This window comes from Halomonas sp. LS-001 (assembly GCF_052983955.1).
This window is the reverse complement of record NZ_CM129816.1, coordinates 3,411,113-3,428,098: the sequence shown is the minus strand read 5'-3', so window position 1 is coordinate 3,428,098 and position 16,986 is coordinate 3,411,113. Positions and strand designations below refer to the sequence as shown.

11 protein-coding genes and 4 tRNA genes are annotated in these 16,986 nt (G+C 53.6%); 14 read left to right on the top strand and 1 reads right to left on the bottom strand.

Annotated elements, in window-relative coordinates:
- Nucleotides 1-239: 239 nt before the first annotated feature.
- Nucleotides 240-2,066 carry a translational GTPase TypA gene (gene typA, locus ACU6TU_RS15250; protein ID WP_447142219.1) on the bottom strand — a complete coding sequence of 609 codons (1,827 nt, stop codon included), beginning with the start codon at nt 2,064-2,066 and terminating at the stop codon, nt 240-242.
- A gap of 173 nt (nt 2,067-2,239) precedes the next feature.
- On the opposite strand from typA, the gene ACU6TU_RS15245 reads away from it, so the two are divergent.
- The 14 genes from ACU6TU_RS15245 to rpoC all read left to right on the top strand — a co-directional run bounded on the left by ACU6TU_RS15245 (nt 2,240) and on the right by rpoC (nt 16,921).
- Nucleotides 2,240-3,226: a biotin--[acetyl-CoA-carboxylase] ligase gene (locus ACU6TU_RS15245; protein WP_447142218.1), complete on the top strand. Its 987-nt coding sequence runs from the start codon at nt 2,240-2,242 to the stop codon at nt 3,224-3,226.
- Nucleotides 3,223-4,062 (top strand): type III pantothenate kinase, encoded by an 840-nt coding sequence (locus ACU6TU_RS15240; protein WP_447142217.1) that lies wholly within the window; start codon nt 3,223-3,225, stop codon nt 4,060-4,062. Before ACU6TU_RS15245 ends, ACU6TU_RS15240 begins: the two co-directional genes overlap by 4 nt.
- A gap of 142 nt (nt 4,063-4,204) precedes the next feature.
- Nucleotides 4,205-4,288: transfer RNA gene (locus tag ACU6TU_RS15235), tRNA-Tyr, on the top strand.
- 60 nt (nt 4,289-4,348) lie between these two features.
- Nucleotides 4,349-4,422, top strand: a tRNA-Gly gene (locus tag ACU6TU_RS15230).
- A gap of 34 nt (nt 4,423-4,456) precedes the next feature.
- Nucleotides 4,457-4,531: transfer RNA gene (locus ACU6TU_RS15225), tRNA-Thr, on the top strand.
- Nucleotides 4,532-4,689: 158 nt separating this feature from the next.
- Nucleotides 4,690-4,765 (top strand) — tRNA-Trp (locus tag ACU6TU_RS15220).
- Nucleotides 4,766-4,835: 70 nt separating this feature from the next.
- Nucleotides 4,836-5,219 (top strand): preprotein translocase subunit SecE, encoded by a 384-nt coding sequence (gene secE, locus ACU6TU_RS15215; protein ID WP_447142216.1) that lies wholly within the window; start codon nt 4,836-4,838, stop codon nt 5,217-5,219.
- An 8-nt stretch (nt 5,220-5,227) separates the two neighbouring features.
- The gene (gene nusG, locus ACU6TU_RS15210) at nt 5,228-5,761 is read left to right on the top strand and encodes a transcription termination/antitermination protein NusG (protein ID WP_447142215.1); all 534 of its coding nucleotides are present in this window, start codon (nt 5,228-5,230) and stop codon (nt 5,759-5,761) included.
- 144 nt (nt 5,762-5,905) lie between these two features.
- Nucleotides 5,906-6,337 carry a 50S ribosomal protein L11 gene (gene rplK / locus ACU6TU_RS15205; protein ID WP_100820722.1) on the top strand — a complete coding sequence of 144 codons (432 nt, stop codon included), beginning with the start codon at nt 5,906-5,908 and terminating at the stop codon, nt 6,335-6,337.
- 2 nt (nt 6,338-6,339) lie between these two features.
- Nucleotides 6,340-7,032 (top strand): 50S ribosomal protein L1, encoded by a 693-nt coding sequence (gene rplA, locus ACU6TU_RS15200; RefSeq protein WP_447142214.1) that lies wholly within the window; start codon nt 6,340-6,342, stop codon nt 7,030-7,032.
- Between the two features lie 330 nt (nt 7,033-7,362).
- Nucleotides 7,363-7,866 carry a 50S ribosomal protein L10 gene (gene rplJ, locus ACU6TU_RS15195; RefSeq protein ID WP_447142213.1) on the top strand — a complete coding sequence of 168 codons (504 nt, stop codon included), beginning with the start codon at nt 7,363-7,365 and terminating at the stop codon, nt 7,864-7,866.
- A 99-nt stretch (nt 7,867-7,965) separates the two neighbouring features.
- Entirely contained in the window at nt 7,966-8,337 is a 372-nt protein-coding gene (rplL, locus tag ACU6TU_RS15190; RefSeq protein ID WP_447142212.1) for a 50S ribosomal protein L7/L12, read from the top strand.
- 282 nt (nt 8,338-8,619) lie between these two features.
- Nucleotides 8,620-12,696, top strand: coding sequence for a DNA-directed RNA polymerase subunit beta (gene rpoB / locus ACU6TU_RS15185; protein WP_447142211.1), 4,077 nt, complete (start codon nt 8,620-8,622; stop codon nt 12,694-12,696).
- A gap of 10 nt (nt 12,697-12,706) precedes the next feature.
- Entirely contained in the window at nt 12,707-16,921 is a 4,215-nt protein-coding gene (gene rpoC, locus ACU6TU_RS15180) for a DNA-directed RNA polymerase subunit beta' (RefSeq protein ID WP_447142210.1), read from the top strand.
- Nucleotides 16,922-16,986 lie beyond the last annotated feature (65 nt).

The window sequence follows — 16,986 nt, the reverse complement described above, 5'->3', positions numbered from 1 at the left end:
AAACTAGTCTGTAAAAACAGTCTGTAAACCAGAGATTGACGCTCCAATACGTCATTTAACCGCTTACTTTGCGCCAGTTTGGCCAACCTTTCTAGCCATCTAGCGTTTAGGTTGCGTTAAGGGAAGTATTTTGCGAATAGGATGAATTGCAGTTCAAAAAAAACCCGCACAGAAAAGTGCGGGTTTTATCCAGAAGGTTCCATCAACGGATATGTTGAGAAAACGCTTGGGCGCGTGGCTTAACTCTTGCTGGCGCGTTTACGTTCGTTCTCTGTCAGGTGCTTCTTGCGCAGACGGATATGGCTTGGCGTGACTTCGACCAGCTCATCGGAATCCAGGAATTCGATGGCTTGCTCAAGAGTGAACTTGATCGGCGGCGTCAACACGATGTTTTCATCGTTACCCGTTGAGCGCATGTTGTCGAGTTTCTTGCCCTTGGTCGGGTTAACCACCATATCGTTGGCGCGGTTGTTAATCCCGATGAGCATGCCCTCGTAAACTTCCGTAGCGTGATCGATAATCAGCTTGCCGCGTTCCTGCAGGGCGTACAGCGCATAAGCCAGCGCCTTGCCACCGACCATGGAAACCAGCACGCCGTTACGACGCTCAATGGAGGCTTCGGGTTTTAGTGCGCCGTAATGGTCAAAACGGCTGGTCAGGATGCCGGTGCCCGAGGTCAGGGTCAGGAACTGGCCACGGAAGCCAATCAGGCCGCGAGCAGGAATGATAAAGTCCAGACGTACACGTCCCTTACCATCCGGGTTCATGTTAGTCATTTCGCCCTTGCGGTAGCCCAGCTCTTCCATGATGGCGCCCTGGTGCTGCTCTTCACAGTCGATGATGACTTCTTCGTAAGGCTCCTGTTTAACCCCATCAATTTCCTTGATGATAACTTCCGGGCGACCCACCGCCAGCTCGAAACCTTCGCGACGCATGGTTTCAATCAGTACGGAAAGATGCAGCTCACCACGTCCGGAAACCTTGAATTTTTCCGGCGTTTCGCCCTGTTCAACGCGCAGGGCAACGTTGTGAATCAGTTCCTGCTCCAGACGATCCTTGATATTACGGCTAGTCACGAACTTGCCTTCTTTACCTGCAAATGGCGAGTCATTGACCTGGAACGTCATGGATACCGTCGGTTCGTCAACCGATAGCGGCGGAAGGGCTTCTACAGCGGCCGGATCGCACAAGGTATCGGAAATGGCCAGGTCTTCAATGCCGGTAACGCAGATGATGTCGCCTGCTGTGGCTTCGTCAGTCTGTACCCGGTCGAGACCCATGTGGGTCATGACCTGCCCGATCTTGCCTTTACGCGTCTTGCCCTCTTTGGTCACCACGACGATCTGCTGGCTGGGTTTAATGCTGCCGCGAGAAACACGGCCCAGGCCGATAACGCCCACATAGCTGTTGTAATCCAGAGCGGAGATCTGCATCTGGAACGGGCCGTCAGCTTCGACTTTGGGTGGCTCGACAATATCAACAATCGACTTGAACATGGGGTCCATGTTGTCAGCCAGTTCTTCAGGGTCCATGCCCGCAATGCCGTTAAGTGCCGAGCAGTAGATAATCGGAAAGTCGAGCTGCTCGTCAGAGGCGCCGAGGTTGTCGAACAGATCAAAAATCTGATCAATAACCCAGTCAGGACGTGCGCCCGGGCGGTCAATCTTGTTGACCACGACGATAGGTTTCAGACCTTGCGCGAAGGCTTTTTGAGTCACGAAACGCGTTTGCGGCATAGGGCCGTCAACGGCGTCGACCAGCAGCAGTACCGAATCCACCATGGACATAACCCGCTCGACCTCACCGCCGAAGTCGGCGTGTCCAGGCGTGTCTACGATGTTGATGTGGTAATCCTTGCCATTACCGTCCTGCCATTGAATAGCGGTGTTTTTGGCCAGAATGGTAATGCCACGCTCTTTTTCCTGGTCATTGGAATCCATGATCCGCTCTTGGCCTTCGGCCTTGCGGTCCAGAGTGCCGGATTGACTCAGAAGTTTATCAACCAGGGTAGTTTTACCGTGGTCAACGTGGGCGATAATGGCAATGTTACGGAGATTCTCGATCACGACGCGATCCTGCTAGAAAAATAGGGCAGCATTATAGGGGGTCGGAGCGGTCTACTACCAGTACTGTATTTAAGTCTGTATTAAAGTGCTGTAGCGAATAGTCGTACGTGGTTGTGTTTTCGCTGGCTCATTGCATCCGGTAAGATAAGGTTTTTCCCGGCTTGGGCGACACTATGACCATCGGTAATCTGATGCGTTTATTAAGCGACGGAAGTGTACATTCCGGCGAACAATTGGGTAACGCTCTGGGTATCTCGCGAGCGGCTGTGTGGAAACAGCTGAAAAAACTTGAAGCGATGGGCGTTGCAGTCGAAGCAGTGAAAGGGCGAGGGTATCGTCTTGAGCAGCCGATTGAGCCGCTTGATGGCGCCGCGATTGTGGCGCATCTTCCTGCGCAAGCCCGTCATTTGCTGTCGCGCCTGCTGGTGGAGGATCAGCTGGTGTCCAGTAATGCGCTTTTACGTGAGCGCTTTCAGCAGGGCGCGGGCCACGGCGAAGTATGTCTGGCTGAATCGCAGACGGCTGGGCGTGGCCGTCGTGGACGTGCCTGGGTCACCCCCTGGGGGCAAAGTCTGTTGCTGTCAGTAGGCTGGCGCTTTGAGAGTGGTGTTGCCGCATTGGAAGGGCTAAGCCTGGCAGTAGGCGTGGTGGTGGCTCAGATGTTGGAGGCGCAGGGGGCGCATGCCAAGCTTAAATGGCCCAATGATGTCCTGCTCCTGAACCAGAATGATGAGCTTGGAAAGTTGGCAGGTATTCTGATTGAGGTCACCGGCGATGCGGCTGGCCCCTGCGAGGTCGTCATTGGTATTGGCATGAACCTATGCCTGCCGCAGGCAATGCGAGACGCAATTGATCAGCCAGTAACCACGCTTAAGGAAATATGCCCGGATATTGGTCGTAATCAGCTGGCAGCAGATATGATCGCAGGGCTGTTAACAATGCTTTCGACCTTCGAAACGCAAGGCTTCAGTGCCTGGCAGGCGGGATGGAATCAGCGTCATGCTTTTGCCAATCTGCCTATTAATGTTTTGCAGGGCTCGCAGAGTATTGAAGCGATAGCTGGGGAGGCGGATGCCAACGGTAATCTGTGGGTCAGTGACGAAAACGGTCATTCGCGGCGCCTTGCAGGTGGTGAAATCAGCATACGTAGGCGCCTATGATACTTGATCTTGATATTGGCAATACGTTGTCCAAGTGGCGATTGAAAGACGTCGAAAGCAGTGAGATTCGTTCGAGAGGTGCGGTCTGGACCCGGGAAGAGTGGCGCCCGGGTGCCGATATTCCAGACCTTGATGTCGTTGAGGCCGTGCGCATTTCCAGTGTCGCACGTAAGGCAGTATTGGATGATACGGTTAAGCTATTGCGCAACCGTGTGCCAAACGTATTTGTGGCGCGCTCAACCCATGAGGCGCTAGGCGTAGTGAACGGCTATGAAGAGCCAGAGCGATTGGGTGTGGATCGCTGGATGGGAGCGCTGGCGGGTTACCAGTTGGCAGGAGGCTGCTGTGCCGTGGATTGCGGAAGTGCCATTACCGTCGATTTTGTCCTGCCCGGTGGCTATCATCTTGGGGGATATATCATTCCCGGTCTCAGGTTGATGAAAGAGAGTCTCAAACTGGGGACACGTAATGTCGCTATTGATCCGGAAAGCGAGGCAGCTGAGCTCCTTGAGCCAGGTAGGCGGACGGTAGAGGCTGTTAACCACGGTATTTATATGGCCGCTGTGAGTGCGATTAATCGTATCTATAGCGAGGTGTGTGACCAGCAGAGTGTGGCATTGCCGATGCTACTGACCGGTGGCGATGCTCGTGTTGTGTCGCGCGGCGTGCAGGTGCCGCATGCCGTATGGCCTGATATGGTGTATGGAGGTCTTGAAGCAAGCTTTCCGCTAACCTCTGCCGAGCGCACGGGGAAAATGTCGGGTGCACCAGAAGTGCCAGGCCCTGTTTCATTGGAAAAAATACGTGCCGCGCTTGCATTTTCCATGTTGCTTTGACACAATGCTGCGCGTTCCGAAGCGATACATTGCTTACAGCCAGTATCGTCAGTCAAAACGCTTTAGCTTGTTGTTAGTGATAAATAAAAAAGCTAAACAGCTTGACAATATATCGGAATAAGGCAGAATATGCCGCCATGCTGGAGAGGTTCCCGAGTGGCCAAAGGGAGCAGACTGTAAATCTGCCGCGAAAGCTTCGAAGGTTCGAATCCTTCCCTCTCCACCAGATTTTATTAAGACAATGTTGTCACGGGTGTTACGCTAAGCCTTCTGGCATCTTTGTTAAGCGGGTGTAGTTCAATGGTAGAACCTCAGCCTTCCAAGCTGATGGTGCGGGTTCGATTCCCGCCACCCGCTCCATTGTTTTTGTGCAATGTGTAGTTTTGTGCAGTATGCTCATGTAGCTCAGGGGTAGAGCACACCCTTGGTAAGGGTGAGGTCGACGGTTCAATTCCGTCCATGAGCTCCATAATCCGAAAAAGCGAGCCACGCTCGCTTTTTTTTTCACTGCTTTCAGCGAATCTGTAAAATGATGACCTGAAGGTAGGGGAAGGGGTTGTCAAGTGGTGAGTCCTTCGCTATGATGGCGCCCCCAATCAGGCAGCGTTATTTGTCTGTCTGTGATACAGGCCAGTAGCTCAATTGGCAGAGCAGCGGTCTCCAAAACCGCAGGTTGGGGGTTCGATTCCCTCCTGGCCTGCCAGCTTTCCCCAAGTTGGCGTGCCTCTCAAGAATTCCTTTATCGTTCGCTGCACCCTGAGGAGTCTCGTTTTATGAAGCCTAGTTCTGTAAAGCATGGCGCTGAGGTGCAACAGTCGCGTCATGACGGGCTCAAATGGGCAGTGGTCGTAGCGCTTTTGTTGGTAGCCGTTGTAGGTAATACCTTTTTTGCTGATGTGGCGCTGCTTTATCGTGTCATAGGTGTTGTGGTGTTCTGTGTAGCTGCCGGCGCCATGGCGCTGATGACGGCAAAAGGTAAAAGCCTTGTGGTATTGGCTCAAGAAGCCAAAAAAGAAATTCAACGCGTCGTGTGGCCGACCCGCCCTGAGACTATTCAAACCACCGCTATCGTGCTGGTGGCTGTTCTCGTGGTTGGTCTGGTGTTGTGGTTGATTGACACGCTTCTCAGCTGGGCGATGTCCGGCGTTATCGGTTAGGAGTTTTCATGTCCAAGCGTTGGTACGTTGTACACGCCTATTCCGGCTTCGAAAAGCATGTCATGCGCTCATTGCTTGAGCGTGTAAAAATATATGGCATGGAAGATCGCTTCGGCGAGATTCTGGTGCCGACAGAAGAAGTTGTTGAAGTTCGTGATGGTAAGCGCCGCAAGAGTGAGCGCAAATTCTATCCCGGTTACGTTCTCGTTGAGATGGAAATGGCTGACGAGACATGGCACCTGGTGAATGAAACGCCAAGGGTGATGGGGTTTATTGGCGGTACGAAAGAAAAGCCTGCGCCGATTACCACGCGTGAAGCTGATGCCATTCTGCATCGTGTTAAAGATGGAGTGGATAAGCCGCGTCCGAAGACAATGTTTGAGCCTGGTCAGTCGGTTCGCGTTGTTGAGGGTCCGTTTGCTGATTTCAATGGTGTAGTGGAAGAGGTTAATTACGAGAAAAGTCGCCTGCATGTCAGCGTGCTGATTTTTGGTCGTTCAACACCGGTAGAGCTTGAGTTTTCTCAGGTTGAAAAAGAGTAATTGTTACGTTTTCTTCGTCAGTCGACTTTTGTCGGCTGGCGTTCGATGTTTGTAAGGCATTTTTGTGTTGTTTTTATTGGCTGGCTTCGCCAGTTAATCGTCACCGGGGAGCCGCAAGGCGCTATTACCCAATTGGAGTAAATTATGGCCAAGAAAGTACAGGCTTACATCAAACTGCAGGTTGCTGCAGGTAAAGCCAATCCAAGTCCGCCCGTCGGCCCTGCGCTGGGTCAGCACGGCGTGAATATCATGGAATTCTGTAAAGCGTTCAACGCCGAGACTCAGAATATTGAGCCTGGTCTGCCAACGCCTGTTGTGATCACTGTTTACTCTGATCGCAGTTTCACCTTCATCACCAAAACGCCGCCTGCTGCTGTGCTGCTCAAGAAGGCAGTCGGCATCAAGTCCGGTTCTGGTGAGCCGAACAAGAAGAAGGTGGGTACTGTCACTCGCGAACAGCTCGAAGAAATCGCTAAGACGAAAGAGCCTGATATGACGGCTGCTGATCTTGATGCCGCTGTGCGTACCATCGCGGGCAGCGCTCGTAGCATGGGCCTAAATGTGGAGGGTCTGTAATCATGGCTAAACTTTCAAAGCGCGCGACGCTGATTCGTGAAAAAGTCGATTCCAACAAGGCTTACAGTGTTGATGAAGCGGTAGCGCTGCTCGCCGAGCTGTCTACGGTCAAGTTCAAAGAGTCTGTTGACGTTGCGATTAACCTAGGTGTTGATCCGCGTAAATCTGACCAGGTGGTTCGCGGTGCTACCGTTATGCCTAATGGTACCGGTAAAGACGTGCGTGTTGCTGTCTTTACTCAGGGTGCAAACGCCGACGCTGCTAAAGAGGCCGGTGCTGACATCGTGGGTATGGAAGAGCTGGCTGAACAGGTAAAGAAAGGTGTGATGGACTTTGACGTCGTCATCGCCTCGCCAGACGCCATGCGCGTTGTGGGTCAGCTGGGCCAGATCCTGGGTCCGCGCGGCCTGATGCCGAACCCTAAAGTTGGCACGGTAACACCTGATGTTGCCACTGCTGTGAAAAATGCTAAAGCCGGTCAGGTGCGTTTCCGTACTGACAAGAACGGTATTATTCACACGACAGTTGGTAAAGTAGATTTCGATGCAGATGCTATTAAAGGCAACATCGAAGCGCTCATCGGCGATCTGAAAAAGCTCAAGCCGAGCGCTTCCAAAGGCATCTACTTAAAGAAAATGACGCTGTCCACGACAATGGGTCCCGGCCTGACTGTCGATCACTCGGCTTACGTATAAATCGAGTGTCTCCCTGTTACGGGAGTGCGTGACGGTAGTAAAGAGCAAGAACTTTGCGGTCCCTGCATTTGATTGAAGAGCATGTCTGATGTGGGGCGCCGTCAAAGACCGCAGGCGTTGCGTTTGATGCGTGACTTAATGAGTAAAATCACCTGCGCAGATGGTGTTGCCGCCAGTTGGTAAAAGCTTATTAGCCAAGCCATTCTCTGGTGAGCACCATCCCTTAGGCTTTCGGCGTCGTGAACTGGAATAACTTCAGTTCTAATGAACCGAAAGAGATGGTAACCACCGGAACCTGCTTTAAGGTTTCGGCACGAAGGAGTGATCACTGTGCCACTAGCACTTGAAGGCAAGAAAGCGATTGTTGCCGAAGTCAGTGAAGCGGCTAAAGACGCTCTCTCCGTCGTAGTTGCCGATTCTCGTGGCGTTACGGTCAGCAAAATGACCGATCTGCGTAAGCAGGCGCGTGAGAATGGCGTCCAGGTACGTGTTGTTCGTAACACGCTGGCACGTCGTGCCCTCGAAGGTACTCAATGGGAGTGCCTGGTCGAGAGCTTCGTCGGTCCTACTTTGTTGGCATTCTCTACGGAACATCCGGGCGCTGCTGCTCGTCTGTTCAAAGAGTTCGCGAAGAAAGATCAGAACTTCGAAGTGAAAGCACTGGCCTACGAAGGTGAGCTGATCCCGGCTGCTGACATCGACCGTCTGGCAACGTTGCCGACTTACGACGAAGCAATTGCCAAACTGATGTCGGTAATGAAAGAAGCTTCCGCTGGCAAGCTGGTTCGTACTCTGGCCGCTCTACGCGACCAGAAGCAGGAAGAAGCGGCATAAGCCACTTTTTCTTTTGCTGGCAGCATTAGCTGCCTGATACGAGCAATGAATCCTGAGTCATCGGGCTACCGAGACTCCCGCAAAGTTAGGAATGAAACAATGGCACTGACCAAAGACGATATCATCAACGCCGTCGCTGAAATGTCTGTGATGGAAGTTGTAGAACTGATCGAAGCAATGGAAGAGAAATTCGGTGTTTCTGCAGCAGCCGCTGTCGTTGCCGGCCCTGGTGGCGGTGGCGAAGAAGTCGCTGAAGAGCAGACTGAATTTGACCTGGTTCTGACGGCTGCTGGTGACAAGAAAGTTAACGTCATCAAAGCGGTTCGTGAACTGACAGGTCTTGGCCTGAAGGAAGCTAAAGGTGCCGTTGACGGCGCTCCGGCGACCATCAAAGAAGGCATGTCCAAGGACGATGCTGAAGAAGCCAAGAAGAAGCTGGAAGAAGCGGGCGCAAGCGTCGAGCTCAAGTAACTTGTGGCTCGATGGCTTTCGCGCTGCGTAAGCTTCCGCGGCTGGTGGCGGGAAAATCCCGCTGCCGGCCTTTTTCTGCTGCAACAGCGATGCAGCTGTTGCAGTAGACGCGTTCGTGACTCGATGATATGTAATCACTACCTGTTGTCATTACAACGCAACGAATTCTAGATTTTTGACGGCGAGCTACCCTTTTTAGGAGCTTGCTGTCTGCGTCTGAAACGCCCGCGGGGCAGATGACCACGCATCGGTCACCCATGGTGAACAAGCTGGGGAATACAGATGGCTTACTCATATACTGAGAAAAAACGCATCCGCAAGGATTTTGGCAAACTGCCCCAAGTAATGGATGTGCCTTACTTGTTGGCCATCCAGCTTGATTCCTATTACGGTTTTCTCCAGCAAGACCGCTCGCCTGACGAGCGGCACGAAGTGGGCTTGCACGCGGCGTTCAAGTCTGTGTTTCCGATTGAGAGCTTCTCAGGAAACGCAGCGCTGGAGTATGTCAGCTACCGCTTTGGCACGCCGGCGTTTGATGTCAAGGAGTGTCAGCTTCGCGGCGTGACATACTCCGCACCGCTCCGTGTCAAAGTTCGTTTGATTATCTATGATCGTGATTCGTCAAATAAAGCGATCAAGGATATCAAGGAGCAGGAAGTCTACATGGGGGAAATCCCCCTGATGACAGAAAACGGTACCTTTGTCATTAATGGTACTGAGCGGGTTATTGTTTCCCAGCTCCACCGCTCGCCCGGTGTGTTTTTCGATCATGATAAAGGCAAAAGCCACTCTTCAGGCAAGCTGCTCTATTCTGCGCGGGTCATTCCTTACCGTGGTTCCTGGCTCGACTTCGAATTCGATCCCAAAGATAACGTCTTTGTACGTATCGACCGCCGTCGAAAGCTACCGGCGTCAGTATTGATGCGTGCGCTGGGAATGAGCACTGAAGAGATCCTTGGCGAATTCTTTGAAACCAGCCAGTTCCACATTGAGAAGTCCGGCTTTTCTGTGAAGCTGGTGCCGTCTCGTCTGCGCGGTGAAACAGCGACATTCGATATTAAGGATGCTGACGGCAGTACGATTGTTGAAGAAGGCCGCCGCATTACCCAGAAGCACATCCGTCAGCTGGAGAAATCCGGACTGGAACGTCTGGATGTGCCAATGGAATACCTGTTTGGCAAAACACTGGCAAAAGACCAGGTGGATGCCAAGACCGGTGAATTGATTGTTGCCTGTAATACCGAAATCACGCCTGAAGTGCTGGAGGCGATGGCTCAGAGCGGTATCACCGATATTGAAACGCTCTACACCAATGATCTGGACTGTGGTTCGTTCATTTCCGACACCTTGAAGTTGGATACGACAGGGTCGGCGCTGGAAGCACTGGTAGAAATTTACCGCATGATGCGCCCGGGTGAGCCGCCCACCAAGGATGCCGCTGAAACGCTGTTCAATAACCTGTTCTTCTCTGAAGATCGTTATGACCTTTCCAACGTTGGGCGCATGAAGTTTAACCGTCGCCTGCGTCGTGAAGGAGACACCGGTTCCGGCGTGTTGGATAAGACAGATATCCTCGACGTGCTGCGTGAGCTGATCAATATCCGTAACGGCTTTGGTGACGTTGATGATATCGATCACCTGGGTAACCGCCGTATTCGCTGCGTTGGCGAAATGGCGGAAAACCAGTTCCGTGTCGGCCTGGTTCGTGTAGAGCGCGCGGTTAAAGAGCGCCTTTCCATGGCAGAAAGCGAAGGCCTGATGCCGCAGGATCTGATCAACGCCAAGCCGGTAGCGGCAGCGGTGAAAGAATTCTTCGGTTCCAGCCAGCTATCTCAGTTTATGGACCAGAACAATCCGCTTTCTGAGGTAACTCACAAGCGTCGTGTCTCTGCACTCGGCCCAGGCGGTTTGACCCGTGAGCGTGCCGGCTTTGAAGTGCGCGACGTACACGCCACGCACTATGGTCGTCTGTGCCCGATTGAGACACCGGAAGGCCCGAACATCGGCTTGATAAACTCGTTGGCGACTTACAGTCATACCAACAGCTACGGTTTCCTCGAAACGCCTTATCGTAAGGTTAATGCCGGTCAGGTAACGGACGATATCGTGCATCTATCGGCGATTGAAGAGGGTGACTTTGTTATCGCTCAGGCGTCGGCCGGTGTGGATGAAACCAACAAGCTGAGTGATGACCTGGTTCAGGTGCGTCACCGTGGGGAAACTACCTTCATGCGTCCTGAGCAGGTCACGCTGATGGACGTTTCACCACGCCAGGTGGTTTCCGTGGCGGCGGCATTGATTCCGTTCCTTGAGCACGATGATGCTAACCGCGCCCTGATGGGTGCGAACATGCAGCGTCAGGCGGTGCCCACCCTGCGTGCTGACAAGCCGCTTGTCGGTACTGGTATGGAGCGCTTCGTTGCACGTGACTCGGGCGTCTGCGCCGTCGCACGGCGTGGTGGTGTGATTGATTCTGTTGATGCGCGCCGCGTTGTGGTTCGTGTTAACGAAGACGAGATTATCGGTGGTGAAGCGGGCGTAGATATCTACAACCTCACCAAGTACACCCGTTCCAACCAGAACACCTGTATGAATCAGCGCCCGATTGTGCGTCCAGGTGATGATGTGGCGCGTGGTGATATCCTGGCAGATGGCCCGTCCATCGATATGGGTGATCTGGCGCTTGGTCAGAACATGCGCATCGCCTTTATGCCGTGGAACGGTTACAACTTCGAAGATTCCATCCTGCTTTCCGAGCGGGTGGCGCTGGAAGACCGCTTCACCACTATCCACATTCAGGAACTGACCTGTGTTTCCCGGGATACCAAACTGGGCCCGGAAGACATCACGGCGGATATTCCGAATGTGGGTGAGTCGGCGCTTTCCAAGCTGGACGAAGCCGGTGTGGTTTATATCGGTGCTGAAGTTGGCCCCGGCGATATTCTGGTCGGCAAGGTAACGCCAAAAGGCGAAACCCAGCTGACGCCGGAAGAAAAGCTGCTGCGTGCCATCTTCGGTGAAAAAGCGTCGGATGTTAAAGATACGTCCCTTCGTGCCCCCACCGGCATGAAAGGCACGGTCATTGACGTTCAGGTGTTCACCCGTGACGGCGTAGAGAAAGACGCCCGCGCCATTGCCATCGAGCAGATGCAGCTGGACGAAGTGCGTAAGGATCTTCAGGAAACTTACCGCATTGCTGAAGACGCCACCTTTGAACGTCTGCAGCGCACCCTGGAAGGTCAGGTGGTTAACGGCGGCCCTAACCTTAAGAAAGGTGATGTGCTCGATAACGCCTACCTTGACGAATTGCCGCGCCAACAGTGGTTCAAACTGCGCATGCAGGATGAAGCCTACAACGAACTGCTGGCACAGGCTGATGAACAGCTGGAAAACCGTCGCAAGGAAATGGACGAGCGCTTTGAAGACAAGAAGCGCAAGCTGACCCAGGGTGATGATCTGGCACCGGGCGTTCTTAAAATCGTCAAGATTTACATGGCCGTCAAACGTCGCATCCAGCCAGGCGACAAAATGGCCGGGCGCCACGGTAACAAAGGTGTTATCTCGGCCATCATGCCGATCGAAGACATGCCGTTTGATGATAACGGTGAGCCGGTCGATGTGGTGCTGAACCCGCTGGGTGTACCGTCGCGGATGAACGTTGGTCAGATCCTGGAAACCCACCTGGGTATGGCAGCTCGTGGCCTGGGCATGAAAATTGATGCCATGCTGCGTGATGCACGGGATCAGCAGGTGTCGGAAATTCGCGATTTCCTCGGCGAAATCTACAACACGCCGGGAACCCGCGTCGAAGACATCAGCTCACTGACCGATGAGGAAGTGATCGCGCTGGCGAAGAACCTCAAAGGCGGGGTGCCGATGGCGACACCGGTCTTTGATGGTGCGCAGGAGCATGAGATCAAGCACCTGTTACGTCTGGCGGGCATTCCTGACTCTGGTCAGATGGCGCTTTATGATGGCCGTACCGGCGAGGCGTTCGATCGCCCGGTAACCGTCGGCTATATGTACATGCTGAAGTTGAACCACTTGGTAGACGACAAGATGCACGCACGTTCTACCGGCTCTTACTCACTGGTTACCCAGCAGCCATTGGGCGGTAAGGCGCAGTTCGGTGGTCAGCGTTTCGGTGAGATGGAAGTATGGGCATTGGAAGCTTACGGTGCTGCGTACACCTTGCAGGAAATGCTCACCGTCAAATCGGACGACGTCGAAGGCCGCACCAAGATGTACAAGAACATCGTGGATGGCGACCACACCATGCAGGCAGGCATGCCGGAATCCTTCAATGTACTGGTGAAGGAAATCCGCTCGCTGGGCATCGATATCGAGTTAGAGAGCTAGGAGCTGTCCAATGAAAGATTTGGTAAAAGTCCTCAAGTCGCAGTCTCAGACTGAAGAGTTTGACGCGATCAAGATTACCCTGGCATCGCCGGACATGATTCGCTCCTGGTCTTTCGGCGAGGTGAAGAAGCCCGAGACCATCAACTACCGTACCTTTAAGCCGGAGCGGGATGGTCTGTTCTGTGCGAAGATTTTTGGCCCGGTCAAGGATTACGAGTGTCTGTGCGGCAAGTACAAGCGCATGAAGCACCGTGGCATCATCTGTGAAAAGTGTGGTGTTGAAGTCACGAAAGCCGCCGTGCGCCGTGAGCGCATGGGGCACATAGAGCTGGCGTCTCCGGTCGCGCACATCTGGTTCCTGAAGTCGCTGCCATCGCGTATCGGCATGTTCCTCGATATGACCCTGCGTGATATCGAGCGCGTGCTGTACTTCGAAAGCTTCGTCGTCATCGATCCAGGTATGACCACGCTGGAGCGTGGTCAGCTGCTCAACGACGAACAGTATTTTGAAGCGCTGGAAGAATTCGGCGACGATTTCGATGCGCGTATGGGTGCCGAAGCGGTTCAGGAGCTGCTCAAAGATATCGATCTGGAAGAAGAGATTAATCATCTGCGTGAAGAAATTCCGCAGACGAACTCGGAAACCAAGATCAAGAAGCTTTCCAAGCGCCTCAAGCTGCTCGAAGCTTTTTACCACTCCGGTAATGCGCCGGCGTGGATGGTCATGGAAGTGCTGCCCGTGCTGCCGCCGGATCTGCGTCCGCTGGTACCGCTGGATGGTGGTCGCTTTGCGACCTCTGATCTTAACGACCTTTATCGTCGTGTGATCAACCGTAACAACCGCCTGAAGCGTCTGCTTGATCTTAATGCGCCGGATATCATCGTGCGCAACGAGAAGCGTATGCTTCAGGAAGCCGTTGACGCATTGCTGGATAACGGCCGCCGTGGCCGTGCCATTACAGGTTCCAACAAGCGCCCGCTGAAATCCCTGGCCGATATGATCAAGGGTAAGCAGGGTCGTTTCCGTCAGAACCTGTTGGGTAAGCGTGTCGACTACTCAGGCCGTTCGGTGATTACCGTTGGTCCGACGCTGCGCCTTCACCAGTGTGGTCTGCCGAAGAAAATGGCGCTTGAGCTGTTCAAGCCGTTCATCTACTCCAAGCTGCAGTCGCTGGGCTATGCCTCAACGATCAAAGCTGCCAAGAAGATGGTTGAGCGTGAATTGCCGGAAGTGTGGGACATCCTGGCCGATGTTATCCGCGAGCACCCGGTACTGCTGAACCGTGCGCCAACGCTTCACCGTCTGGGTATCCAAGCGTTTGAGCCGCTGCTGATCGAAGGTAAGGCGATCCAGCTGCATCCGCTGGTGTGCGCCGCCTACAACGCCGACTTTGACGGTGACCAGATGGCGGTACACGTACCGCTGACCCTGGAAGCCCAGCTTGAAGCGCGTGCGCTGATGATGGCCACCAATAACGTGCTGTCGCCAGCCAACGGCGAACCGATCATCGTGCCGTCACAAGACGTTGTTCTGGGTCTGTATTACATGACCCGTGAAAAGATCAACGCCAAAGGCGAGGGCATGGTGTTCTCTGACCTCAATGAGGTGGAGCGTGCGTTTGGAACGCAGTCTGTTTCGTTGCATTCCCGCGTGAAAGTGCGTCTGGACGAAGTAGATGTCGAAGAGGAAACCGGTGAGCGTAGTTTCCATCGCCGCATCTACGACACAACCGTTGGCCGTGCGCTGCTTTTCCGCATTTTGCCAGAGGGCGTGCCGTTTTCATTGATTGACCAGTCGATGAAGAAGAAAGCGATCTCCAACCTGATCAATGAAGTATATCGTCGTGCAGGTCTTAAACCGACGGTCATTTTCGCTGACCAGCTGATGTACACCGGTTTCCGGCTGGCGACTTGGTCAGGCGCTTCCATCGGGGTTAACGACTTCGTTATTCCTGACGAAAAAGCCGCCATCGTCGATGCGGCTGAAGCGGAAGTTAAAGAAATCGAAGACCAGTTTTCTTCTGGCCTGGTGACTGCCGGTGAGAAGTACAACAAGGTTATCGATATCTGGTCCAAGGCCAACGATAAAGTCGCCAAGGCGATGATGAACGGTATCGAAAAAGAGACCGTTATTGATCGCGATGGCAACGAAGTTGAGCAGGATTCTTTCAACAGCGTCTTTATCATGGCTGATTCCGGCGCGCGTGGTTCTGCCGCACAGATTCGTCAGCTGGCGGGTATGCGTGGCCTGATGGCCAAACCGGATGGTTCGATCATTGAAACGCCGATCGTCGCCAACTTCCGTGAAGGCCTGAACGTACTGCAGTACTTCATTTCGACCCACGGTGCACGTAAAGGTCTGGCGGATACCGCTCTGAAAACAGCGAACTCCGGTTATCTGACGCGTCGCCTTGTTGACGTGGCCCAGGATCTGGTTATTACCGAGACTGATTGCGGCACGGACAGAGGTTTGACGTTACACCCGGTAATCGAGGGCGGCGATATCATTGTGCCGCTGTCGCAGCGTGTTCTGGGTCGTGTCGTTGCGCAGGATGTTATCGATCCTGCCAGTGATGATGTCCTGATCTCGCGTGGCACTTTGCTGGATGAAAAGTGGTGTGCCGAGCTCGATACCATGGGCGTCGACGAGATCATTGTTCGCTCTACTATTACCTGTAGTACAGCACACGGCGTGTGTGCGTCCTGCTACGGGCGTGATCTGGCACGTGGCCATCAGGTCAACATCGGTGAGTCTGTCGGTGTCATCGCCGCACAGTCCATCGGTGAGCCGGGTACTCAGCTGACCATGCGTACCTTCCACATTGGGGGCGCGGCATCGCGTTCTTCTGCGGTAGACAGCGTACAGGTCAAGCACGGTGGCAAGGTTCGTTTGCATAACATCAAGCACGTAGAGCGCAACGATAATAAACTGGTCGTGGTATCCCGTTCCAGTGCGCTGGCGGTTGCTGACGATCATGGTCGTGAGCGCGAGTACTACAAGCTACCTTATGGTGCTGAACTCTCTGTTCGTGATGGTGATGTCGTTGATGCCGGTACGATTGTTGCCAAGTGGGACCCCCACACGCATCCAATCATCGCCGAAGTGGAAGGTCAGGCCCAGTTCCTGGATCTCGACGAAGGTGTGACCATGCACCGTACGGTTGATGAAATGACAGGGCTTTCATCGATTGAGGTCATTGAGTCAGCCGCACGTCCCATGGCAGGTCGTGACAAGCGCCCGATGATCATGCTGAAGGATACCGCTGGCGAATACGTGGCCGTCTCTGGCGTCAATACGCCGGTACAGTACTTGCTGCCGGGTAACGCCATTATCTCGGTGGATGATGGTGCAACGATTGGCGTGGGTGAAGTGGTTGCGCGTATTCCGGTCGAAGCCTCGGGTAACAAGGATATTACCGGTGGTCTGCCACGCGTAGCGGACCTGTTCGAAGCACGTAAGCCGAAAGAATCTGCCATCCTCGCTGAAATCAGCGGTGTGATCAGTTTCGGTAAAGAAACCAAAGGCAAGCGTCGTCTGGCAATTACGCCTGACGAAGGCGATCCGTTCGAAATGCTGATCCCTAAATGGCGTCAGATCGCCGTATTCGAAGGCGAGAAAGTCGACAAGGGTGAAGTGATCTCGGATGGACCCAGCAATCCGCATGATATTCTGCGCTTGCTTGGCGTTAGTGAACTGGCTAAATACATTACCGCGGAAGTGCAAGAGGTTTACCGCTTGCAGGGTGTTGGCATCAACGATAAGCACATCGAAGTTATCGTACGTCAGATGCTGCGTAAGGTTGAAATTGCCGACTCCGGCGATTCCGACTTTATCAACGGTGACCAGGCAGAGTTGGTGCGGGTGCTTGAGCAAAATGCACGCCTGGAAAAAGAAGGCAAGTTCCCGGCCAAGTATCATCGTTTATTGCTGGGTATCACAAAAGCAAGTCTGGCAACCGAGTCGTTTATCTCAGCGGCTTCGTTCCAGGAAACCACGCGCGTGCTGACAGAAGCCGCCGTGACAGGCAAGCGCGATTATCTGCGTGGCCTGAAAGAGAACGTGGTGGTGGGACGTTTGATCCCGGCCGGTACCGGCTTGACCCACCATGCCGAGCGTCGTCGCAAGCGCGAAGATGTTGAGCGTCTGTTCAATCCGTCGGCTTCTGAAGTCGAACAGGAATTGGGTGCTCAGCTAACTGCGCTGGATTCAGACGAAGAGCTCTAAACTGGTTATGCCTGGGGAGGCGTCAAATAGCCGAGACGACTTGACGTTACCCAGGCACAACGATT